24 protein-coding genes are annotated in these 22,351 nt (G+C 48.7%); 8 read left to right on the top strand and 16 right to left on the bottom strand.

Annotated features, from left to right (window positions below; translation table 11 throughout):
- Positions 1–11 precede the first annotated feature (11 nt).
- The 6 genes from IE104_RS18440 to IE104_RS18415 all read right to left on the bottom strand — a co-directional run bounded on the left by IE104_RS18440 (position 12) and on the right by IE104_RS18415 (position 5,779).
- Positions 12–1,715, bottom strand: a complete 1,704-nt coding sequence (locus IE104_RS18440) for a vWA domain-containing protein (protein WP_189421293.1) — start codon at positions 1,713–1,715, stop codon at positions 12–14.
- 156 nt (positions 1,716–1,871) lie between these two features.
- Positions 1,872–2,249: an MmcQ/YjbR family DNA-binding protein gene (locus IE104_RS18435; RefSeq protein ID WP_189421292.1), complete on the bottom strand. Its 378-nt coding sequence runs from the start codon at positions 2,247–2,249 to the stop codon at positions 1,872–1,874.
- Positions 2,250–2,327: 78 nt separating this feature from the next.
- Positions 2,328–3,221, bottom strand: a complete 894-nt coding sequence (locus tag IE104_RS18430; RefSeq protein WP_189421290.1) for a 3-keto-disaccharide hydrolase — start codon at positions 3,219–3,221, stop codon at positions 2,328–2,330.
- Positions 3,222–3,390: 169 nt separating this feature from the next.
- The gene (gene ubiA, locus IE104_RS18425; RefSeq protein WP_189421430.1) at positions 3,391–4,224 is read right to left on the bottom strand and encodes a 4-hydroxybenzoate octaprenyltransferase; all 834 of its coding nucleotides are present in this window, start codon (positions 4,222–4,224) and stop codon (positions 3,391–3,393) included.
- Between the two features lie 667 nt (positions 4,225–4,891).
- The gene (sugE, locus tag IE104_RS18420; RefSeq protein ID WP_189421288.1) at positions 4,892–5,212 is read right to left on the bottom strand and encodes a quaternary ammonium compound efflux SMR transporter SugE; all 321 of its coding nucleotides are present in this window, start codon (positions 5,210–5,212) and stop codon (positions 4,892–4,894) included.
- 96 nt (positions 5,213–5,308) lie between these two features.
- Positions 5,309–5,779 carry a chorismate--pyruvate lyase family protein gene (locus IE104_RS18415; RefSeq protein WP_229838154.1) on the bottom strand — a complete coding sequence of 157 codons (471 nt, stop codon included), beginning with the start codon at positions 5,777–5,779 and terminating at the stop codon, positions 5,309–5,311.
- 204 nt (positions 5,780–5,983) lie between these two features.
- Here IE104_RS18415 and IE104_RS18410 point away from each other — a divergent pair, with 204 nt between their 5' ends.
- Positions 5,984–6,259: an HU family DNA-binding protein gene (locus IE104_RS18410; RefSeq protein WP_189421285.1), complete on the top strand. Its 276-nt coding sequence runs from the start codon at positions 5,984–5,986 to the stop codon at positions 6,257–6,259.
- Positions 6,260–6,434: 175 nt separating this feature from the next.
- Entirely contained in the window at positions 6,435–7,058 is a 624-nt protein-coding gene (locus tag IE104_RS18405; protein WP_189421283.1) for a helix-turn-helix transcriptional regulator, read from the top strand.
- 39 nt (positions 7,059–7,097) lie between these two features.
- Here the strand turns inward: IE104_RS18405 and IE104_RS18400 are convergent, their stop codons facing one another.
- The 9 genes from IE104_RS18400 to IE104_RS18360 all read right to left on the bottom strand — a co-directional run bounded on the left by IE104_RS18400 (position 7,098) and on the right by IE104_RS18360 (position 15,715).
- Positions 7,098–7,493, bottom strand: a complete 396-nt coding sequence (locus tag IE104_RS18400) for an acyl-CoA thioesterase (RefSeq protein WP_189421282.1) — start codon at positions 7,491–7,493, stop codon at positions 7,098–7,100.
- A gap of 11 nt (positions 7,494–7,504) precedes the next feature.
- Positions 7,505–8,158 carry a hypothetical protein gene (locus IE104_RS18395; RefSeq protein ID WP_189421280.1) on the bottom strand — a complete coding sequence of 218 codons (654 nt, stop codon included), beginning with the start codon at positions 8,156–8,158 and terminating at the stop codon, positions 7,505–7,507.
- Positions 8,158–8,796 carry a hypothetical protein gene (locus IE104_RS18390; RefSeq protein WP_189421279.1) on the bottom strand — a complete coding sequence of 213 codons (639 nt, stop codon included), beginning with the start codon at positions 8,794–8,796 and terminating at the stop codon, positions 8,158–8,160. Before IE104_RS18390 ends, IE104_RS18395 begins: the two co-directional genes overlap by 1 nt.
- Positions 8,797–9,014: 218 nt before the next feature.
- A complete protein-coding gene (locus IE104_RS18385) occupies positions 9,015–9,794 on the bottom strand; it encodes a hydratase (protein WP_189421277.1) in 780 nt (259 codons plus the stop codon).
- An 86-nt stretch (positions 9,795–9,880) separates the two neighbouring features.
- Positions 9,881–10,099, bottom strand: coding sequence for a hypothetical protein (locus IE104_RS18380; protein WP_189421275.1), 219 nt, complete (start codon positions 10,097–10,099; stop codon positions 9,881–9,883).
- Positions 10,100–10,180: 81 nt separating this feature from the next.
- A complete protein-coding gene (locus tag IE104_RS18375) occupies positions 10,181–11,587 on the bottom strand; it encodes an HDOD domain-containing protein (protein WP_189421273.1) in 1,407 nt (468 codons plus the stop codon).
- Positions 11,588–11,674: 87 nt separating this feature from the next.
- Positions 11,675–13,786 (bottom strand): ATP-dependent DNA helicase RecG, encoded by a 2,112-nt coding sequence (gene recG / locus IE104_RS18370; RefSeq protein ID WP_189421271.1) that lies wholly within the window; start codon positions 13,784–13,786, stop codon positions 11,675–11,677.
- A 91-nt stretch (positions 13,787–13,877) separates the two neighbouring features.
- Complete coding sequence (locus tag IE104_RS18365) at positions 13,878–14,750, bottom strand: tetratricopeptide repeat protein (RefSeq protein ID WP_189421269.1); 873 nt, start codon at positions 14,748–14,750, stop codon at positions 13,878–13,880.
- Positions 14,751–14,800: 50 nt separating this feature from the next.
- Positions 14,801–15,715: a hydrogen peroxide-inducible genes activator gene (locus IE104_RS18360; RefSeq protein ID WP_189421267.1), complete on the bottom strand. Its 915-nt coding sequence runs from the start codon at positions 15,713–15,715 to the stop codon at positions 14,801–14,803.
- 73 nt (positions 15,716–15,788) lie between these two features.
- Here IE104_RS18360 and IE104_RS18355 point away from each other — a divergent pair, with 73 nt between their 5' ends.
- Positions 15,789–16,658, top strand: a complete 870-nt coding sequence (locus IE104_RS18355; RefSeq protein ID WP_229838146.1) for an SDR family oxidoreductase — start codon at positions 15,789–15,791, stop codon at positions 16,656–16,658.
- On the opposite strand, the gene IE104_RS18350 is transcribed toward IE104_RS18355, so the two are convergent.
- Positions 16,655–17,455, bottom strand: coding sequence for a rhamnogalacturonan acetylesterase (locus IE104_RS18350; protein ID WP_189421266.1), 801 nt, complete (start codon positions 17,453–17,455; stop codon positions 16,655–16,657). The genes IE104_RS18355 and IE104_RS18350 overlap by 4 nt on opposite strands.
- A gap of 351 nt (positions 17,456–17,806) precedes the next feature.
- Here IE104_RS18350 and IE104_RS18345 point away from each other — a divergent pair, with 351 nt between their 5' ends.
- The 5 genes from IE104_RS18345 to IE104_RS18325 all read left to right on the top strand — a co-directional run bounded on the left by IE104_RS18345 (position 17,807) and on the right by IE104_RS18325 (position 22,276).
- On the top strand, positions 17,807–19,006 hold the full coding sequence (locus IE104_RS18345) for an AraC family transcriptional regulator (RefSeq protein WP_189421264.1): 1,200 nt from the start codon (positions 17,807–17,809) through the stop codon (positions 19,004–19,006).
- A 115-nt stretch (positions 19,007–19,121) separates the two neighbouring features.
- Positions 19,122–19,295 (top strand): LPS translocon maturation chaperone LptM, encoded by a 174-nt coding sequence (gene lptM / locus IE104_RS18340; protein ID WP_189421262.1) that lies wholly within the window; start codon positions 19,122–19,124, stop codon positions 19,293–19,295.
- Between the two features lie 50 nt (positions 19,296–19,345).
- Positions 19,346–20,593, top strand: a complete 1,248-nt coding sequence (lysA, locus tag IE104_RS18335) for a diaminopimelate decarboxylase (RefSeq protein ID WP_189421260.1) — start codon at positions 19,346–19,348, stop codon at positions 20,591–20,593.
- A gap of 76 nt (positions 20,594–20,669) precedes the next feature.
- Positions 20,670–21,500 (top strand): diaminopimelate epimerase, encoded by an 831-nt coding sequence (dapF, locus tag IE104_RS18330; RefSeq protein ID WP_189421258.1) that lies wholly within the window; start codon positions 20,670–20,672, stop codon positions 21,498–21,500.
- Positions 21,501–21,583: 83 nt separating this feature from the next.
- Positions 21,584–22,276, top strand: coding sequence for a DUF484 family protein (locus tag IE104_RS18325; RefSeq protein WP_189421256.1), 693 nt, complete (start codon positions 21,584–21,586; stop codon positions 22,274–22,276).
- Positions 22,277–22,351 lie beyond the last annotated feature (75 nt).

The following is a 22,351-nucleotide window of genomic DNA, read 5'->3' as shown; positions in this document are numbered from 1 at the left end:
GAAGCAAAAGGTCATTCTGCCTTTTTTGCTGGCGTTTGTGTGGATAATTCTTTTGCTGTTTTTATCAAGCGAATAAATTCAGCGCGGTAGCAACCTTCATCACTGCCTTCACCAGATTTTGCCAGTGCGATAACTTGATCAAAACCGTAGTTGTTCATGTAGCTGTTGTCTTTTAACAGCTGGCCAAAACCGGCGACGCTGACTGCGAAGCGAAAATCTTCGCTGCTTTTATCGAGGCTGGTTTTGTTGTTGCTAATGAGCAATGGTTCTTCCAGCAAAATGCTTTTGTCTGCATCAGGTTTTTTGTAGCGAATGCGCAAGAAACCAAATTCGTTGCTTTTTGCAGCTTTGGTGTCAGCGGCTTTTTCGTAACGATGTGGATCAATCAAGGTTGGTTTGCCCACAGGTGTTAATTCATAAATCGCTGTAACAGTTTTACCTGCACCAATTTCACCGGCATCGATTTTATCGTTGTTGAAATCCTGCTCGTTAAGCGCGCGGTTTTCGTAACCGATTAAACGATATTCAGAAATTTGTGCGGGATTGAATTCAATTTGTATTTTCACATCCGCAGCCACTGTATTAAATGTGGATGCCATTTCTTCAATCAACACTTTGCGGCCTTCATCGGCAGAATCTATGTAGGCGTAATTGCCATTGCCAACATCTGCTAATTGCTCCATTAAATATTCGTTGTAATTGCCTTGGCCAAATCCGAGCGTGGTTAATGAAATTCCGGTTTTACGTTCAGCGGCAACCATATCTTTCAGTTGGTCGATGTTGCTGATGCCCACATTAAAATCGCCATCAGTTGCCATTAAAATGCGATTGATACCGTCAGGAATATAACTGCGGCGTGCCATTTGGTATGCGAGTTTCATTGCAGATTCGCCAGCGGTTGAACCGGCCGCTTCAAGCTTGTCGATAGCCGCGAGAATTTTATCGTGCTCATTGCCTGCTGTAGGTTCAAGTTCAACTTGCGTTCTGCCTGCGTAAACAACAAGCGAAATACGATCTTGTGCGCGCAATTTTTTCGTCAACATTTTGAGCGTATTTTTTACTAGCGGGAGTTTGTCAGGCGAACTCATTGAGCCAGACACATCTACTAAAAACACTAAATTAGATGCGGGCAATGAAACCGTTTTGGTATCCATCGCCTGAATGCGCACACGTAACAATTGGTGATCAGCATTCCAGGGCGCGGGTGCAACCTCGGTATCAACACCAAACGGATGCGCACCTTTTTTGGTGACTTTTGCGTAAGGGAAATAGTTAATCAACTCTTCAATGCGTACTGCATCTTTCGGTGGTAATTGACCCTGGTTTAAGAAGCGGCGCACGTTGGCGTAAGCGCCAGTATCTACATCAATGCTGAACGTAGAAACGGGTTCTTTAGCGGTAACTTTGATCGGGCTTTCTTCTTTGTGTTGATAGTTTTCGGTGTTTTGCGGTGGAGGAGGTGAAGCTATTTCAGACATTTTTCTTACAGCTTGTATCTGACTTGGTGCATAGGCTATTGGAGTAGGCGCAGGTGTCGCCATTTTGGCTTCGCGTTCAATTTTGCGTGTGGCTTTTGCGCCTGTAACTCGTATTTCTTCTACTTGTGAAGACGAGGATACTGTGGGTTCTTTTTTCTTGTCGCTGCTGGAACAGGAAATGGCGCAAGCTGCCCAAATGATTGGAATCGCCAGAAGTAAAACACGCTGCTTTTTCATCGAAGTTTTCCTTGTTTTAACGTGAATGTTGAGCGGCTTTGGCGACACACATTTACATTTCACCGGGCTGCTCGGTTGCTGTCCGTTTAACATAGCCAAGCGTAACTGGCTGGCAGCTGAATAAAGATTAGGTGAAATAAAAATCTTGCGTTTGAATTATTTCAACCACGCCAATCGTTCATGCAAGATCCTCAAGCGTTGCTTGGTCGCTTTGGGCAGTTTCTTCACAATCAAATCGTAAGAGTGATCAATTTGGCGATGGATTTCGCTCTTGGGTAAATCGCCGGTTAAGTCCAACGTGTTCCAGTGCTTTTTATTCATGTGGTAGCCAGGGGTGACTTCGGTGAAAACAGCGCGTAATTCCTGCGCATGTTCGGGGTCGCATTTGAGGTTGATGCTTCCTGCCGATGCTATAGCAAATATTTTCCCTTCCACGCGATAGACAGCGGCTTCGGGACCAAAGGGGTAGTCGAGTGTGGCTTCGGGGAGTTTGATCAGGTATTTGTGTAGCGGAGAGGTGAATGCCTTGGTCATGATGCTAACTCCTTTAAGGGCACTGTAAGCGGGAGATCTTACAGTGCCTTTGTGTGGAAAACCCAAGGATTTGCGGTATTAAAAGTAAGACTGATATTCCGCCGGAATTCCCTTAATCGGTTTGATCTTCACACCTTTAAAGAAAGCTTCGCCCGCTTCGCTTTGCAAAAGAATTTTGCCTTTGGTAAGAGGGATAACTTTACCGTCTTTGGTGTAACGCGAATTGGACAGCGCCATCACAACCTGTCCGTTTACTATGTGCAAACTCTTATCGCCGAAGGTGATGAGTTCAAGGGTATTCCATTCGCCGTTGGGTTTTTCCGCATCTTTGCCGCGCATACAAGTAATACCTGCGCCGCCCGGGCCGTAGCTAACCAGTGGTGCTTTTGGGTTGTAAACCGGTACGGTTTCGGCGGGTGTTTTTTCGCAGCGGATATCAATTTGCGAGCCGGCAATTTGCCACCAGTCACCGGTGTTGTGTTCCATGATTTGGAACTCTTGCGAGAGCGCCCAAGCCTTCCAGTAATCCACGCCGTGGTCACCAATGACGTGGTAGAGAATGCCGGTATCCAGCGGCTCAGTCAGGCGCGGTGGCCACTTTTGCGTGCCCCATTTAAATTGCACAACCAAGTGATAGTTTTCAAATTCCTGCTTGGTGTGCACGCTGCCGTAAATCTCGCCGGTTACATGCAATACGGGTTCACCGTCCACGATGCTAGTGGTAAACACGCCGCGTTCATCTTTGTTGAAGCCTACGGCTTGTGTGTAGTTTCCTTTTTCATCTTTGGGAATGCCGGTGACTTTTGTTTCTGCACGGGGAATGCCCAGGTAAGTTGTCCATTGAGTCATGTTTTTATCAAACAGATAGGTCCAGCCGTCCTTGTCGGGTTTAGCCTTGTCAGCTGCAAAAGAGGTTGTGGCGAAAGTTAGAAGGCTTAGAAAGAAAGCGGTACTGCGTAAGACTTTTATCATGGAGAGACTACCTTTTTAGAATGAATGCGCTGCGATTCTACAATCAATGACAGCGCTATCATAGCGGCGAAAAGCTAAGAAAGGTTACTAAATCGGCCAGGCTATAGCATTAGCAGATTGTTTCGAGAAAGAGATGGTGATGCAGAATCCCGACGCAGGTTTATATTGATTATTTGAGCGCTAGATCTGCTGCAATTCCTATAAAAATAGCGGCGCCAACCCAATTGTTATTGAGGAATGCAGTGAAACAGGCTTTGCGTTCGCGAAAACGGATTAGCCATTGTTGATAGGCAAATAGCCCCGCTGCGACTACAAGCCCAAGGTGAAACACCCAGCCCAGCGTATAAGCTTTACCCACTAAAACCAGTGCGTAAAGCACCATAATTTGCAGCGCGCCAGTGATAACGCGATCCTGCTCACCAAACAAAATCGCCGTAGATTTCACGCCGATTTTCAAATCGTCATCGCGGTCGACCATGGCATAAAACGTATCGTAAACCACCGTCCAAAGTACGACGGCGAGGTAGATTAACCACATGTTTTTATCCAGTGCGCCTGTCTCGGCAGCATAAGCCATGGGGATTCCCCATGCGAAAGCCGCGCCCAGCACGACTTGTGGCAAATGTGTGTGGCGTTTCATAAAGGGGTAGCTGAAGGCGAGCAGCAAACCACCAACCGAGAGTTTTATCGTAAGTGGATCTGTGAGTAACACTAGGCCAAAGGCGATCAAACATAGAGTCACAAACAGAATAATGGCCTCGCGGCTGGAAATAACCCCGGTTGCCAGCGGACGGCCCTGAGTGCGCGCGACTCGTCCGTCAATTTTGCGGTCGGCGAAATCGTTGATGACACAGCCTGCAGATCTCATGATCACCACGCCCAGGCAGAAGATGACCAGGTTTTTGATGGACGGAACACCATTAGCGGCAAGCCACAGTGCCCAGAGTGTTGGCCAAAGCAATAGCAAAATGCCGATAGGTTTATCCAAGCGCATCAGCTGCATGAAATGCGGCAGGCGTTTGGCAATCCCTTGAACCGCTGGCGGTAGAGGCTTGCGTTTGCGGGCGTGCGGCGCAGACTTTTTAGGTGCAGGTGCAGGTGCAGGTGCAGGTGCAGGTGCAGGTGCAGGTGCAGGTGCAGGAATATCGGTTTTTAAGGGTGGCGTCGGCTGAGTCGTATTAGCGTCAGTTTGTTGTACAGGTTTGGCGGCTGGCTTCTTGGCAGTTTTGGTAGCGGCTGGTTTGGAAGAAGCCGCTTTGGGGGTGGTAGAGGCTTCGTTGGGCTTAACTGCTGTTGCAACCGGCTGAGGCTTGGCAGTATTTGAAGGCTGCGCTGAGGCCACTTTTTCAACTGCGGGTTTGATCACCGGTGCTGTTTGGTTTGTAGCGGCGGCAGGCTTCTTTTTTTCGCCCCCCACTTTTGCTCCAACTGGCTTAGGCTGAGCCGCTTTGGTGGCAGCAGGTTTTGCCTGGCCTGAGGATGCTTTTTGAGCTGCGGCTTTTTTAGGAGCCGCTGTTTTTGGGGCTGGTGTCTTGGCTGTCGTTGAAGGTGCAGTCTCCGCGGCAGATTGCTTAACCGGTGAATCTGCCGTTGTAGGTTTATCCGTGGTCATAAAAGAGCTGTACCTATCAGTAAAACTGCCTCGCGCAAGCGTGTCGGCTTAACAAAGTTTAGGTAGAAGTTGTCAGCTTTAGGCCAATCACTCCCGCAAGAATTAAGCTAATGCTAAATAAACGCCCAAAGGTGGCTGGTTCGTTGAGCATCATAATGCCGAGAATGGCAGTGCCCAACACGCCAATCCCCATCCATACGGCGTAAGCGGTACTGGCGGGTAGGGTTTTCATGACTACGCCTAGCATCGCCAAGCTGACTAACATTGCCGTCACTGTAATTATTGTCGGCCAAAACCGGGTAAAGCCTTCGGTATATTTCAGGCCTACTGCCCATACAATTTCCAGCAGGCCAGCCAATACCAATAATATCCAACTCATAGGAACCCTCGTCAATTTGAAAAAGGGTCGTCCCGAATCAGTTACAAGATAGGCGGTCGTCCGGCTATCAGGTGTTAAGTTTATCAGTGCTGGTATTTATTCGCCGGGAAAGCCCGGCAGGAAAACTTCGCTAACCAAAAGTGGCTTGTCGCTCAGGGAAAAAATTGAGCGCCTACCCCAAATCTGGGCGTCGCCCACCAGTTTTTCAGGCACATAGGCATGATGGCGGCTTATCAAGCTTAGGGCAATGGGGCTGCGTTTTAAGTGTGGCTGACTAAACAAAAAAGCCCCTAAAGGACGATTTCCCTGCTTACGTAAATGGCGTAGGTTGCCCGTAAGGCTGCTCAAGGGCAAAACGCTGCGGGCAAACACCCAAGGTTGGTTATGGCCGCGTAAAATTACCTCGCGAATCAGGCAGATTTGGTGCGGATTGATTCCTAAAGCCTGAGCTTCGCTAAGGCTGGCGCGAGCATTCAGCTGGCGCAACACCTCTACCCGGAAGTCCCCCTGGCTGAGTTTTAATAATTTTGCGGTCAGCGAGCCATTATCCAGCAGCCAGGATCGCAAACGTGTACTAGGATGTAGGGGCGATGATAAGCTAGGGTTAACGGACCAGCGCAATTGGCGCCTGAAATGTGAAATAGTTGGCAAGGTGAAAAAACCCTAGGCTAAAGTCATCAGAAGCTGGCATTCTAGCAGCTCAAATTTACAGGCGGCTGAAAAAGGCACGCCGAATAATTACAAACGACCATTCTTCGAAGGAAATCCATCATGAATAAAGCAGACTTAGTAGCCGCCGTGGCTGCCCAGGCCGATTTGACCAAAGAAAAAGCAGACGCAGCTGTATCTGCCATTGTTGAGCAAATCACCAACGCCTTGAGCCGCGATGAAAGCGTTACTTTGATTGGCTTCGGTACTTTTAGCCAAAGCCACCGCGCTGCCCGTACTGGCCGCAACCCACAAACTGGTGCGGAGATCCAAATCGCAGCATCAAACAGCGTTAACTTCAAAGCGGGTAAGGCTTTGAAAGATTCTGTTAACAGCTAATCTCTGGTTAGTTGATAAAAAAGGCGCACTTGTTGCGCCTTTTTTTGTGCCTGTAAAATAAAGAAAACGCGAATTTCATAGCGCTGACCACGCATGTCATACAAGTGTCGTATACAACAAGGCTTATCTCGGCGAGGCTTCGGGCTTCCTTAACCCCCTGCCGGAGATATGAAACATGGATATGCAATTAAACAAAGACCAACTGCGCCGCGAGCGCGAACTGCGTGCCTGGAGCCAGAGCCATTTGGCGGAAGTTGCCGGGCTTAGTATGCGCACAGTACAGCGGATTGAAACCAGCGGTTCAGCCTCGCTCGAATCCGCCAAAGCTATAGCGGCTGCGTTTGATACGCAGGTGGAAGCCTTGCTTGCGCAGGATGATCCCGCCGTTGAAAATTCTGGAGCTGCAAAGAAATCCATCAGCAAGCGCTTATCGGCACTTGCTGCAGCTGTTGCGGTTGCAGCCGCAGGCTTGTGGTGGTCACAAGCTTATGCTGATCAGATTAAGGTAGATCTTGCGGTTTCAGAGGGAGAAAAGCCTATCGCGAGCGTTCATTTGTTGAACGAGGCGGGTGAGTCTAGCGAAACCAAGGTGGATGATCGAATTAAAGTGAAAGTCACCTCCACCAAACAAAGTGACGGCAATGTTTTTGTAGATGCTCAAGTCTATTTTTACGATGGTAAGAATTACCAGCTCAAAGCCAGCCCCAAGCTTTTGGTTGCCAACAAACAATCAGCCGCAGTGAGTATTGATGGGTTGGATGGCAAAGCCTTCCATTTTATTTTTACGCCGCAGTTGTAAGCCCCCACCCAGCCTCCCCCGTGATAAGGGGGGAGCCAGTTAAAACCACGCCTTAACCGCATCCGGCAGCGCGACCGACCTGCCGGTCGCTTTGTCTACCCAAACGATTTTTGAATAACCTTCGCTGCAGGGATTCTCACGGTCAGCGCTGGTGTAAACCTTGTAGGTCGCCATAAAACTGGAGCGGCCGGGTTCGGAGATAAATACATCAATGCGCAAGGTATCCGGGTGAAAAACCGGGCGGAAAAAAGTGCAGCCAATGGTGACCACAACGGGGTAATCCGCACCGCCAATGGGGATGCCCTTTTGCAGCATCCACTGGAAGCGAGTCTCTTCAAAATAACGAAAATAAATCGTGTTGTTCACGTGGCCGAAAGCGTCCATATCGCCCCAGCGCACGGGGATTTCACAACTGAAAAAGGGTTGGTCTGACAAAATAAATCTCCTTAGAGGATTGGCTGTTCAGTAACAAGAACAATACGTGGGCATTTAGCTGGTTCTGACTGTGGGCACAAAGTTGAAACAGTAATTTTATACCTACAACTTAGCTCTATCGTTTCAGCTTTGGGTTGGGATATGTTGCAGTTGTAGCCCATGAGATCTTCCATTGGTACCCCTCGATAGCTTCCATAAGTGCTTATTCTTGTAAGAGTTTGATACGCCAGCTCTGGGGTTATATCTAAGATGTGAAGTTCAATTGTTTTGCCGAGGAGATTAACGCTGGTGAGTAAATTTGCTTTTTTACATTCCCAATACTTTTCATGGAGTGAACAGTTCGCTTCATAGAAGATAAGCGCATCATGGAATTTGCATTGTTTATCCGTGAGAGAGCAATTGACTTCAGGATATTTAAATACGCTGTGCGGTTTGCATTTAACGTATGCATATTTCTGTTGATTTGGATTTCCATTCTCATATCGAGAAGCTGTAATGATTTCAGCTTTAATTTTGTGAGGTTTCATGCAGGCAATGTTTTCTATTTGTGAATATTCGACTTTTGAAATATTGGCCTTTGACATCGGCTCTTCATCGGCATTCACGTAAAGAGAAATTACAAAAATAGCTATACAGCCTAAAGCAATAATTAAATGTTTAATCATCACTGCCTCCGCATAAGCGCCGGCTCATCGAAACTTAAGAATAGCACTCGGGGGCAGCCGGTGATTTTGGTTTGTGGGCACCAGTAGGAGATGCTCATGGTGGCTTCGCAGCCGAGTTCGACTATATCCGGGTCTTTGTTTTTGGCGATGTCGCAGCTGTTGCCTATGGCTTTGTCGAGGGATTCGCCCTGGAAGCGGCCGCGGGTGCTGATGTCTTTGAGTAAGGCGTAGGATTTCTCGGGGGTGAGGCCGCCCCAAGGGCGCATTTTTACGTCGCGGCCATTGATGGGTACGACCACTTCAAGTTGCGGTGGTGAGCAGTCCCATTCGCCATCTACCAAGTCGCAATCGTCGATGTAGTGCATGGGTTTGCCCATAAAATCGCCGTGGCTTGCGCATTCCACATAGGCATTGGTTCGCGCTTCCAAGCCGATTTTACCGTCGGTCGCCTTTCTGGCTTCAAAGGCGTAAGCCTTGATTTTGCTGGCTTTTAGGTTGTATTGGGCACCGCACACCTTCTGCTCTAAAAAGGTTTGTTCTCGTATTGAGAGCTTGAAGGGCGTGCCGGGAGCATCGGCGGCGATTGATGTGGCGCAGAAGGCAAATATCAAAGCGATAGTGACGGTAAATTTATTCATTCCTTTTCCTCGCAAATAGTTCGTACTTGCAACAATAGGTTTTTAGCAGGGAATCGTCGGCAACTGCTCCTGCGTTGCTCTACCTCCTGCATCCATGCAGTCGTCATCCTCGCGCAGCGGGGATCCAGCTCTTAACGATTTAAAGTAAAATCAAAAACTGGATCGCCAGCCCGGTGGATCCCCGCTGCGCGAGGATGACGACTCCCTATTTAACAAGCTTATGATTTGGCAGTAAAACTCACATCCAACCTACCCAATCCCACATATTCCAAACTAACTTCAGCATTCATCGGCACTTCCAAAACCCCTGCAAATGACCCGGTGATTACCGCTTGACCAGCCACAATCCCCTGCCCTTGGCTGCGTAAAAATTCGGCCAGCCAATACAAAGGTGCCTTCGGGTTACCATTTGGATGTTTTGCGTGATGAGCGCTAAGTTCGCTATTTTGGCGTACATTTAACGTAAATTCGCTGGCATTTTGCGCTAAAGCATTATCAATTTGCGGGCCGATAAACAAACCCTGATTAACCAAACCATCAGCAAGCATCTCCGGGAAAGTGCAGTCGCCTGGAGTGATGTAGCGGCAGTTGATCAATTCAAGCGCGAGATGGGTACGGCTAATGGCAGCATCGACTTCGGCGGGGGTATAAGGTTGTTCGCGTGCGGGTAAATCTATGCCGAAGAAAAAAGCGAGTTCCGGCTCTATGCGGGCGATATCAGTAGTGCCTGGTTTTGGCCAGAGTGCCACCGGGGCGACTGAATCTATAGTACGGGTATAAATAGGGCCGACGACTATTTTATCTTGCGGTGGTAACAAGCATTTCCAGCCGCCGATGCTGTCATCTTCAAGCTCGCACCAGCGCTCGGTAACAGCGTTTTGAATATCTAGGGCTTGCTTAATATTGGTAGGACGGCAGCTTTCAGGCAGTCGATCACCTTGCGTACCTGTTTGGCGACGTTCAACTAAAATCGCCGCAGCTTCTTGCGCATTACTCATATTTTTTAATTATCCTGAAAAACAAAACCCCTGTTTCCGTAAGTGAGACAGGGGTTTAATTGGCCACAACTTGTATGGGTGTAACTTCAATCTTTGATTTTAATGCTTTGATAACGGAGTTGGCGAGTGGAAGTAACCATTAGCATCAAGCCGCCGACAAAAATAGTTTCTACCAAGAACGTGGGATTATCCAGCGACAATGGGCGCGGGAAAAGCGTGAACGAAATTAACGAAAAAGTAACCATGGCAGTGGCGACAATCAGGAATGTAAGGGTTGAGGTGAATTTCGTTGGGGTGAATTTCATAATAGCCCTCTCCAATGTAACTCATTAAAAACGCGATTTATGTGTTGCAGTCTTTTTTGGAGTGCCGGCCGGCGCGCCCCTTCAATGTTTGGGGCTTAGCTCGTGCGCGATATGCTTTAAATCGTCGCTGGACTCCAAAATATTTTGCACTGTTTGCTGGGCCTTTTCGGGGTCCAAATGCAAATCGTCAAATACGGATTGCGGAATTTCCAGCTTGGGTCCGTGGCCAATATTGTGTTGGTGCAGCAAGCGCTGGGCAACGAAGATTAACTTGGCGTATTGGCTGTATTCGCCCTGGAAATTGGGGTTGTTTTGGTGACGTAAACCCACTACCACTTCTTCTGGCATGGACCAGAGCGACATCAAGGTGCTTGCCAGTTGCTCGCGCGTTACGCCCACTAAATGACGTTCAATAGCTTGGTGAGTTACGTGCGGATTGGCATCGGCCATTTCGCAATAGGCATGAAAGTAGGGTGGAAACACTTCTGCCAGAATCAAATAACCAAAGTTATGCAGCAATCCGCACAAGTAGGCCATGCCGAAACTCGGGCGATGATCGCGTGGAATTGCAGTTACCAAGCCTTCAATAGTGGCTGCCATAAACACGGCTTGCTGCCAGTAAGGCAGGGTTCCATGCGGGCCTTCTTTGGGGATGGTCATGGTTTTGCCAAGTGACAAACCCAATGACAGGTTTAACACCATGTCAAAACCGAGCACGCGCACAATGGCATCGTGAATAGATTTAATTTTGCCGGGCGCTGAGTAATAAGGCGATGCTGCCCAGCTCACCACTTGCGCAGCCAAGCTTGGGTCAGTTTCTACGATTTGGGCAAGGTCGCTGATATCCGCATTGGGATTAACGCGCAGTTTAATAATGCGTTGCGCGGTATCGGAAAGTGGCGGCAATTCAAGGGTTTCTTCCAGGCGTTGCTTAACGCGCAGCTGGGTAAAGTTGCGCACGGCACCCAGGATTTGGTCTTGATCTGAGGTGTTGAGATCATCAACTTCTAAAGGTGCGAGGGGTACAGAAATATCGCACAAGGTAGCGCCTTCCAAAATCTGTTCGAACTCGCTGCGGTCTATGCGCACCAATTGTTCTTCGCTGCCGGAATCCAGCAGTAGTTCATTGCGATCCATCAGGCTCTTGTCGACCAGCGTTTGCAGGCCCGCAAGTTTTGGCAGTGCCGGGATGGAGTCCAGTTGATGGCTATCGCAGAATTTGCGAATGTCTTCCAGGCTGGTGGCTTGTAGCTCACGGCCCAGTTGGCGGTTAACAGCTTTAAGGTCGAGCAGGCGATCTGCAGAAATAATTACCTGAACCCGGCCTTGGCCATCTTGTAAAATCAAGGATTTAGCGGCGCTCATATTACGTAAATGTTGGTCATGCCAAATCAAGCGGCGATCATCGTCATTAAACGGTGTTGTTGCCAAATCATAAGCAACATTGCGAGTTTGAAGTAACGATTGAACGCTAGCGGGTACTGGCACGGCCTACTCCTTTGTTAGTTCATTAGGTCGAAGAATGAAAATCTGTGTAGCGCAAAGACAGCTATCTTGTGAGCATAGACGAGTATTTTAAACTTGCAGGTAAACATGACTCTTTCCTAGCCAGCGCGAGATGATTTCTTGGCAAAGTGTGAAGTGATGCGCCATTAAGTAATCCGCGCCCTGTTTTACGCTGGGTAAAAGGTGTGCGTCGCGCTGTAAATCGGCAATTTTGAACTGCATATCGCCAGTTTGACGGGTGCCTAAAACTTCGCCAGGGCCGCGTAATTGCAAATCCTGTTCGGCGATATAAAAGCCATCGTTGCTTTCCCGCATAACGCGCAAACGTTCTTTGCTGTGATGCGATAAGGGCGATCCGTAAAGTAGTACGCAGTGGCTGGCTGCTGAACCGCGCCCGACGCGCCCGCGCAGCTGATGCAATTGCGCGAGGCCAAGCCGCTCCGGGTTTTCAATAATCATAAGGCTGGCATTGGGAACATCTACGCCCACCTCTATAACAGTGGTGGCCACTAATAAATCCAACTCATTGGCTTTAAATGCGGCCATGACGGTTTCTTTTTCTACGGGCTTTAACCTTCCATGGATTAAACCTATGCGCAAATGCGGCAAAGCCAGGGCTAGGCTCTCGGCAGTAGCTTGCGCGGCTTGGGCTTCCAGCGCTTCCGATTCTTCAATAAGCGTGCAAACCCAGTAGGCTTGCCGCCCTTCTTCACACCCCAAGCGAACGCGCTCGATAATTTCAGGTCGGCGCTGTTCGCTAATGACTACGGTGGTGATAGGGGTGCGACCGGGAGGTAGCTCATCAATAACCGAGCAATCCAGATCGGCGTAGGCGCTCATGGCCAAGGTGCGGGGAATGGGAGTGGCCGTCATAATCAGTTGGTGTGGGCGCAATTCACGCTGATTTGCCGAAGATGAACCCTTATTTGAGAGAGATAAGCGCTGATGAACACCAAATCTATGTTGTTCATCAATAACGATTAAGCCCAAATCTGCAAAATCGACTGCTTCCTGAAAAAGTGCGTGGGTTCCAACCACAACCTGCGCTTGGCCGCTAGCGATAGCCGCAAGTTGGGATCGGCGCTCGCCCACTTTTAGTTTACCGGTTAGCCAGCCGAGCTGAATGCCTAAAGGCTCCAACCATTTGCCAAAGTTTATGCGATGTTGCTCGGCCAGGATTTCTGTGGGCGCCATAATCGCAGCTTGTTTTCCATTGGCGACAGCTGCGAGGGCGGTCAATGCTGCAACTACGGTTTTGCCGGAGCCTACATCGCCCTGCACCAGTCGCAGCATGGGCACGGGTTTAGCTAAATCTTCTGCGATTTCTTCAAATACCCGCGCTTGGGCACGAGTCAGGGCAAAGGGCAGTTGTTTTAGAAAATGGCTGTGTAGTTGGCTGTCGCTTTTGAGTCGGGGAGCGCCGTTGGTCTGCATTTGTCTGCGCAATAAGAGCAGGCTCAGGTGGTGCGCGAGTAGTTCTTCAAAGGCCAGGCGTTGCTGAAAAGGGTGCTCGCCTTCCATCAGTTGGTGGACGTTGGCATCAGTTGGTGGTTGGTGCAGGTAGCGCAGTGCATCAGCCAACGAACTTTGGTTAAGTTGTCGGCGCACTTCGTCGGGCAATAATTCCCGCAAATTATGGGTTGTAAGCCAAGTCAGCGCCTGGCTTGCGAGCGTGCGCAAACGCGGCTGGGTCAGGCCTTCGGTCGCAGGGTAAATGGGGGTGAGGTGTTGATCCAGCGGAAGTGGCGCGGCTTCATCTAACAAATCGTATTCCGGGTGATACATCTCCAAACCGGCAGAGCCCCGGCGCGTCTCGCCAAATACGCGCAGCCGTGTACCGCTGGTCAGGCGATTTTTCTGGGCGGCATTGAAATGGTAAAAACGTAAGGTAATTCCGCCGGTGCCGTCTTGCATGCGCACCACCAGACTTCGACGCTTACCAAAAACGATATCGCACGCGCGCACTTCGCCTTCAATAACTGCATTGATGTTCGGCTGTAATCCGCCCATGGGTGTTACGCGGGTGCGGTCCATGTAGCGCAATGGCAAATGGAAAAGTACATCTTGCAGGGAAAATAAGCCGATCTTCGCCAATTTCTCGGCCAAATTCGCCCCAACACCTTTTAAAGCGGTGACGGATATCTGGTCGAGGGTTTGCTGTTGGCCAATGGCTTTATTCATGGGTCCAGATGCTGGCTAGGTATGTTGGGGTGCAACATAGCAAAACCTGCGCCTCGTTGCAGGAGTTCTTGCGAGGTTTGAAAGCGACTTGTTACTTGGCGGGGAAGAATCTGAACATCTGGTCGGATTTTTCCAGATACTTGTTCAGCGTCTTGGAAAAACTCTCGGGCTTTTTAAATTCGGAAATGAGTTGTTTACTGTATTCCATTTGTTCTGGGCTTAGCTCTTTAGCGAGGCGGTCGCGTTTTTTTATCGCGTCTGCCAAGGTGGTGGTTTTGTGGCTAATCGCTAAATCATAAAGTGCATAGGCCAGCACGGGTTTTTTATCTGTGCCTGCTCCAGTCAAATAAATATCACCCAAGAGTTGTTCTGCATCCGGGTAGCGCTGCGCGGCGGCCTTGGTTAGCCAGCCAATCGCCAATTGGGCGTTTTTAGGCAGGCCTTTACCCAGCGCATACATAAGGCCGAGGGAATATTGGGCTTCGGCGTTATTTTGGAGGGCAGCTTTGCCGTACCAAAGTACTGCCTCGTTGAAATTTTGGGTTGTACCCAAGCCGCGGTTGTAGATGTGACCCAAGCGAACTTGTGCTTTGGCCAGGTCTTTTTGCGCGGCCCGGTGATACCAGTGTGCTGCTTGCGCGTAGTTTTGCGGCAGTTGGCTATTTTCGTGGAGGTTGCCGACCTGATATTGGGCTTCAGGATTACCTTGCTCGGCTGCTCTTTGGAACCATACTAGCGCGCCCCTATCATCGCGGGGAATCACGCCGCCTTTGCTATAGAGGGCACCCAAAATTAATTGGGCGCTTATATTTCCGGCATTCCCCAAGGCTGTAAACTCTTTAATTGCAGCAGCGTGGTCGCCTTTTTTAAAGGCGGCCTGGGCGGATTCCATATCCGCCAGTACCGTTATGCTCGCTGTCGCACTTGCCATTAAAACTACACTGGCCAAGAGTTTTTTAAACATGGGACTGCCTCGTTATTGTGCTTTTAAGCGACGTTTTTTTGTCTGTCTCCTTATTTTAGATCGCTTCTGGCCATTTGGATGGATTTTCGCAAAGCATCAATCGCCTTATGCCGCGGAAAGCTGGCGCGCCAGGCCAAGGCTACGGTTCTGCTGGGCGCGGGCGCAACAAATGGGCGCGTTACCAAGAGGTTTGAGCTGTAAATACTACTGCTTGCGGCAGATTGCGGCAGTATGGTGATGCCCAAGCCAGAGGCAACCATATGGCGCAGGGTTTCAAGGCTGCTGCCTTCAGCAGCAGTGCGAACGTTGGAATTGGTTTCTTCGGTTTGGTGAATATTGGGGCAGGTTGTTAGCACTTGATCGCGGAAGCAGTGGCCTTCACCCAGTAGCAACAATTGTTGGCTTCCGATTTCACCGGGGTCGATTTCGGTTTTTGCTGCAAGCGGGTGATCGTGCGGCATAAGCACGACGAAAGGTTCATCGTAAAGCGCTTGGGTCACTACATCTGGCTCGTTAAATGGCAGCGCCACTATGATGACATCCAGCTCCCCATTGCGCAGTTTTTTGCGCAACGTGTGGGTGTAGCCATCCTCAACATAGAGCGGCATTTTACTGGCAAGGGTTTGTAAATGCGGGATAAACTGCGGCAGCAAATAAGGGCCAATGGTAAAAATCGCACCCACAGCGAGCGGACTGCTCAGCTGGTCTTTACCGGCATCGGCCATGTCTTTAATGGTAGCGGTCTGCTCTAACACCAGGTTTGCCTGCTTAACAATTTGCTCGCCCAGCGGGGTTGGGTGTACGCGGGATTTGGTGCGCTCGAAAAGGGCTACCCCCAATTCATCTTCCAGTTTTTTAACGGCAATACTCAGTGTCGGCTGGCTTACGTAGCATCGGTCTGCAGCGCGGCCAAAGTGTTGTTCCTGGGCAAGGGTGACTATATAGCGGAGTTCGGTAAGGGTCATTCTGTGCTCCCTGTTTGAAGGTGTAGCGAAAATTGAAAATCAGCAAAACAGAATCAAAAGGTAAACCATTTAGATGGCAATGAATAGTCAGTCTCTATCAAAAGCGCAAGTTTTAATAGTTGGTTGTGGCGATATTGGTCAGCGCTTGGCGCAATGTCTGCCGCAGGATATTTACGAAGTTACTGGTCTGCGCAGAAACCCACCGCCTGATACTCCATCCCTACATTATCAAACTTGTGATGTGACTAATGCTGTAGCGCTAAGTGATGTGTTAAGGCAGGGTTTTGATGTGGTCCTTATCACCATGACACCCAGTGAACGCAGCGATGCTGGCTACGAGCGCGCCTATGTCCAAACCTGTCGAAACCTCGTTGTGGGATTGCAGAAGCAGCGAGAAAAATCGCCGCTGCTGGTGTTTGTGTCCAGTTCGGCTGTGTACAGCCAAATGGATGGTAGCTGGGTGGATGAGAATTCTCCCGTTGAGCCCGAGAGCTTTAGTGGCAAGCGCTTATTGGAAGCGGAAGCCATTGTCCAAAATAGCGGTTTTGCAAACACAATCGTACGTTTTAGCGGAATTTACGGCCCAAATCGCAACCGTTTAATTGAACAGGTTCATCAAGGTAAAGCGTCGGCAAGCACTCATTACACCAATCGCATTCATGTGGATGATTGCGCCCGCAGCCTTGCGCACCTTATCGAGCTTTATCGAAACGGGAAAAAGTTAGAGCCTGTATACCTGGCAAGTGATAGTGCGCCAGCACCAATGGTGGAAGTGGTGAGCTGGCTGGCAGAACAAGTGGGCGTGCAAGATTTTCTATCGGAAGCAGCGACAAATGAGCGCGGCAACAAGCGCTGTAACAACAAGCGCTTGTTGGATTCGGGGTTTAAATTCCGCTACCCAGGTTATCGAGATGGATATTCCGCTGTGCTCGCTGAGCTTTAAGGCTTAGCCGGCAATTTGGTAAGCGCTTCAAATACCAATTTGGCCACAGCTTCGGCGCCTTCCGGTTGGAAGTGAGTATTGTCCTTCAGCCCCTTTGGGTAACCCTCAAATTTGCCTTCGGGCAGGTTCATAAAATATTTCCCGGTCACGTAGGCTTCGCCTTTGGCGGTAAAGTGGTCGATAGAAATTTGGGTCAGGTCGATTAAATCCACTTTCATTTCAGCAGCAATATCTTTCACCGCTTGCGGATAATCGCCATGGCTGTTTTGCAATTTGCCATCTACCCAAGGGTAATTGCGGTTAACCGAAGTGATCAAAATAGGGCGAGCTTTTTTCGCGCGAACTTGCTCAACATACAAACGCAAGTATTGTTTGTAGCCGTCGATGGGCGTGTAGCGATCAACTTTTTCCTTGGATTGGTCATTGTGGCCAAATTGAATCAACACTAAATCGCCCGGTTGCAGCGCTTCGTAAATTTCACGCCAGCGCCCTTCCTCAAAGAAACTGCGGGTGCTGCGCCCGCCCTTTGCTTTTGGTACAACTTCCACTGTGTTGCCCACATGCAAATTTTTTAAGCGTGGTAGTGATTCTGCGGTAAACAATGGCTGGAACACTTGTCCCCATCCCATTTGTGGATAGCGCTTGGTTCCGTAGTCCGGTTCGGTGCTGTAATCGGTGGCAGTCGAATCAGAAGCAATATAAAGATGGGTAACAGATTTTTGCGGTAGGTTGCTACAGGCTTGCAGGCTTAGCAGCGCCGAAAAAAATATCAGTAATAAAAAAATGCGGTTGGTCATAAGCTTCCCATTAAAAAGTTATTAAAAGGGATAATAGAAAGGCACCTCTGCTTTAGTGGCAGAAGTGCCCGCGCGTATTGACCGATTAGCATCCCAATTTGTTGTAAAAGCGATTGAGTTTACTAACGCCTACTACCATAGCAAACCTTGCGCGCTATGGGTGTAATTTTCCCCATGAGGTTCATTTTTTTTGCCATAATGATGCGGCAACCCACGACACAGAAAAAGTCTTTTTGACTACTAGTGTTGAAAAACATTTTAAAAATTATAAAAAGCCAGAGCTTACCCGTTCATAAAAAAATAGCCTGCGGAAGCCTTAGCCTGGATTCGGAAAACAAGAGAGAGCCCGGCATGAACCAAGTCGTCTTTAATTTCCACGATGTTATTTTATTGATGACAGCCACACTCTGTGTACTGTTTTCTGCGCTTTTGGTGGTGACTAATCCACCAAAAAATATCAGCAATTATTTTTTAGCGGCCTTTCTTCTCACTCATGCGTGTATTCCGCTGCACGAATTAATGATGTGGGGCGCAGAATTTAAACACACAGTGCGCGACAATTTTCCGCAAATTTATTTTTTGGGCAGTTTCGCCTATTACATAGATGCAGCCCTGCTGTATTTCTACGTTAAATCGCTTATTTTTCGTGACTTCCATATTCGCCGCAAAGATTACTACCATTTAATTCCCATAACGCTTTACGCAATTTTTATGGTCGCGGCTTATTTCCGTTTTCCACTGGCGCAGCGTTTGGAGTGGATCAACCACGAAATTTTTGTGTATAGCGCGCCCTATATTACCTCTGATTTTCTATGCAAAGTTTTGCGGGCAATTTATTGTATCGCCTGCTTCCGCCTGATTTTGAAATACAAAGATTTGCTCAAGGCCACGCACTCCAATATTGAAAAGGTAGATGTTTTTTGGTTAAAGCTGCTGGTTGTTGGTTTTTTAATCGTCACGCTTATGGAATTATTTTTAGGCGTGTCAAAGTTCGTGGGCGTGGTGATGCATTTTGATTTCCACCACTACAATTTGTCCTTCTTTGAATTTATCGGCTTAAGCGGTTATTACGTCACCTTTATTTTGGTGTGCACTCTGGTGTTTACCAGCATGCGTTATTTCGCCAACTTTGAAGCTGTGCGCCAGAAAAAAGAACCCGAACCCGCTAAAAAACCTGTTCAGGAAAAGTTGCTTAATCCTGAGTACGCAGAAAAAATTGATAGCGTAATGCGCAGCGAAAAACCTTATTTGATGGCTGATATTACCCTGGATGTGCTCGCCGAAAAATTAGCCATTCCCGCGCGCGATTTATCCATGATTATCAATCGTCATTTCGATAATAATTTTTACGAGTTCATTAATAATTATCGCATTGAAGAAGCCAAAAAAATTCTGATAGATCCCAAAAACAAAGACAAAACGATTACTGATATCTATTTGGAAGTAGGTTTTAACAGTAAATCCGTATTCAACACCTTCTTTAAGAAGATTGTGGGGCAGACACCATCTGAGTACCGTCAGGTGCGCCAAGCGCCGGAATTAGCCAATTAATTCTGTAGTTTCCAGCCTGCTCGCTTCATAGCCGCCCTGCCGGTTTGGGGTTATACTGGCCGCCGTTTTGGCTCCTTGGGGAGCCTGCTGTCAGGAGATCAATCGGGTGGTTTGCATGAAAAAAATTGTGCTGATGTGCGGCGCGTTAGTATTTCTTTTGGCAGGTTGCGGGCAAAAAGGTCCGCTGTATTTACCTCAGCCAGCAAAACCATCTCCCGACGCTCCTCAAACCGCCCCTGAGCCCGTCAAACCCAAGCCAGAATCCAACAAGGAATCTACGGGTTATTAAACTTCCAACATTTATTTTTCAGATCCACTTTTGAGCAAGCAGAGTTTTTTATGCAGCATTTTACTGACCGCAACGGCGAACTTTACGCAGAAGATATTCCACTCGCCGCGGTTGCCGCCCGTTTCGGCACACCCACCTACGTATATAGTCGCGCCGCTTTCACCCAGCATTATTTGTCCTATTCAGAAGCCTTGGGCTCTCATCCGGGCATGATTTGTTACGCGATTAAGGCCAACTCCAACCTTGGTATTTTGAATTTGCTCGCCAAGCTTGGCGCGGGCTTCGATATTGTGTCTTTGGGCGAATTGGAGCGCGTTCTGCGCGCCGGTGGCAATCCTGAAAAAATCGTCTTTTCTGGCGTGGGTAAAACCCCAGAGGAAATGGCGCGCGCCCTGGATGTAGGTATTTTTTGCTTTAACGTGGAATCAGAAGCCGAGCTGGAAATCCTCGCCCAGGTTGCTGCTGAAAAAGGCAAGGTTGCGAACATTTCCCTGCGGGTAAACCCCGATGTGGATGCCAACACCCATCCTTATATTTCTACCGGCCTGAAAGAAAACAAATTCGGTATAGATATCAAACGCGCTCCTGCGGTGTATGCACGCGCAGCGCAGTTGCCCAGCTTGTCCGTTCAAGGTGTGGATTGCCACATAGGCTCGCAGCTGACCCAGCTCACACCATTTTTGGATGCACTTGACCGCGTGTTGGCTTTAATCGACGAATTGGCGGCAAATGGCATAGCGATTCATCACCTGGATTTGGGTGGTGGTTTGGGCGTGACCTATCGCAACGAAACTCCGCCGGAAGTCGCCGACTACATGGCCGCGCTCAAAGCCAAACTGGGTGACCGCAAATTGAGTTTGATGTTTGAGCCAGGTCGCTCCATCAGCGCCAACGCTGGTGTGCTGTTGACCAAGGTGTTGTACCTGAAACCAACCGAGCACAAAAACTTTGCGATTATCGATGCGGCCATGAATGACAACATTCGTCCCTCGCTCTATCAGGCATGGCAGGATATTCGCCCGGTTAAGCCTCGCACTGAGCAAGCTAAAAAATGGGATTTGGTTGGCCCGATTTGCGAAACGGGCGATTTCCTGGGTAAAGATCGCGAGCTCGCCATTGAACCCGGCGATTTGCTCTCCATGATGTCTACAGGTGCCTACGGATTTAGCATGAGTTCCAACTACAACACCCGCGGCCGCGCTGCAGAAGTGATTGTAGATGGTGACCAAATGCATCTGGTGCGCGCACGCGAAACCATAGATGATATGTTGCGTGGGGAAGCGGTAATTCCGGAGTAATTAAATTATTAGGGATGACGATTTCACTAAGGTAAGGTTGCACATCGACAGACGTCGAAAATTATTGGAAAGAAAAATGCGCTTACGTTTTAGCAAAATGCACGGCCTTGGCAACGACTTCATCGTGATCGATGGCATAAGTCAAAGCGTGCGTTTAACGCCAGAAAAAATTCGGTTTTTATCCGACCGCCATTTTGGAATCGGTTGCGATCAGTTATTGCTGGTTGAACATCCGGAAAATCCCGACGTGGATTTCCGTTATAGAATTTTTAATTGCGATGGTACCGAAGTTGAAAACTGCGGTAATGGTGCGCGCTGCTTCGCTGTATTTGTGCGTGAGCGTCGTTTAACTGGCAAGCGCAAAATTAAAGTGGAAACTGCCGGTGGTTTGATTGAATTAAACGTAACCGACAAAGGTGAAGTCAGCGTCAATATGGGAATTCCGCGTTTGGTTCCGCAAGAAATCCCCTTCGTTGCCGATGCAAAAGCAGCAACCTACCAGCTTGATGTGGACGGCCAAACATTGGAAATTTCTTCCGTGTCCATGGGCAATCCTCATGCGGTTATGCTTGTAGATAATGTTGGCAAAGCGCCTGTAGAAATTCTCGGCCCGCGTGTTGAGCATCACCCACGTTTTCCTCAGCGCGTGAACGTTGGTTTTATGCAAAAAATTTCTTCAAATGAAATTGATTTGCGCGTATTTGAACGCAGCGCGGGCGAAACCCTTGCTTGCGGTACTGGCGCTTGCGCGGCAGTTGTTGCAGGGCGTTTACGCAATTTATTAAATGAAAATGTAAAAGTGAATTTACCCGGCGGCAGTTTGCATATCACCTGGGCTGGTGAAGGCCACCCGGTCATTATGACTGGCCCTGCAACTACTGTTTTTCATGGGCAAGTAAATATCTAATAAAAGGTAATCGTCATCCCGCTACACGAGAATGACGATAATTCTGCGCACATCAGTTGATTATTTATTTAGGTGAAAGAGCAATGACGGATAATAAAAAAACACTCGCCGATCCTTTAGAGCCAGAACAAGTTGCAGCATTTCTGCAAGAGAACCCACACTTTTTCGAAGCCTATCCTGATTTGCTCGCCGAACTGTCATTGCCACACGAAAGCGGCAGCGCAGTGTCATTAATCGAACGACAAATTGCAGTGTTGCGTGAACGCAATATGGACATGCGTCATCGCCTGAGCAAATTGCTCGACAACGCGCGTGACAACGATAAATTATTCGACAAAACCAAACGCCTTGTTTTGACCTTATTAGAAGGCCAGGATCTCGGCGATATAGTTGATGCACTTTACTACTGCTTCGATAAAGATTTTGGAATCCAATACACCAGTTTATTTTTCTTTGGCAACATCGATAAAATTCCGAGCAGCCAGGCACACGTAGTGAGCATTGCAGCCGCACGCGATAACGTCGGCACCATCCTCAAAAGTAACCGCGCTATGTGCGGCACTTTGGGCGCAAAAGAAATGCAATTTATCTTCGGCAAATACGCCGACGAAATTGGTTCTGTTGCAACCGTCCCCCTCATCCATGGCAACGCCTTCGGTTTATTAGCCGTCGGCAACCGCGATCCGCACTACTACCGCTCCAGCATGGGCACTTTATTTTTGGGTTACATTGCTGAAGTGCTGAATCGTATTTTGCCGAAGCATTTGCCGCGCTAAATATTAAGTAGGTAGTCGTCATCCTCGCGCAGCGGGGATCCAGCTGTTAACAAACTAAAATCAAGAGCTGGATCC

This window comes from Cellvibrio zantedeschiae (genome assembly GCF_014652535.1).
In the GTDB taxonomy this organism is placed as follows: Bacteria; Pseudomonadota; Gammaproteobacteria; order Pseudomonadales; family Cellvibrionaceae; genus Cellvibrio; species Cellvibrio zantedeschiae.
The sequence above is the reverse complement of the archived record's forward strand: the minus strand, read 5'-3'. Positions and strand labels throughout refer to the sequence as shown.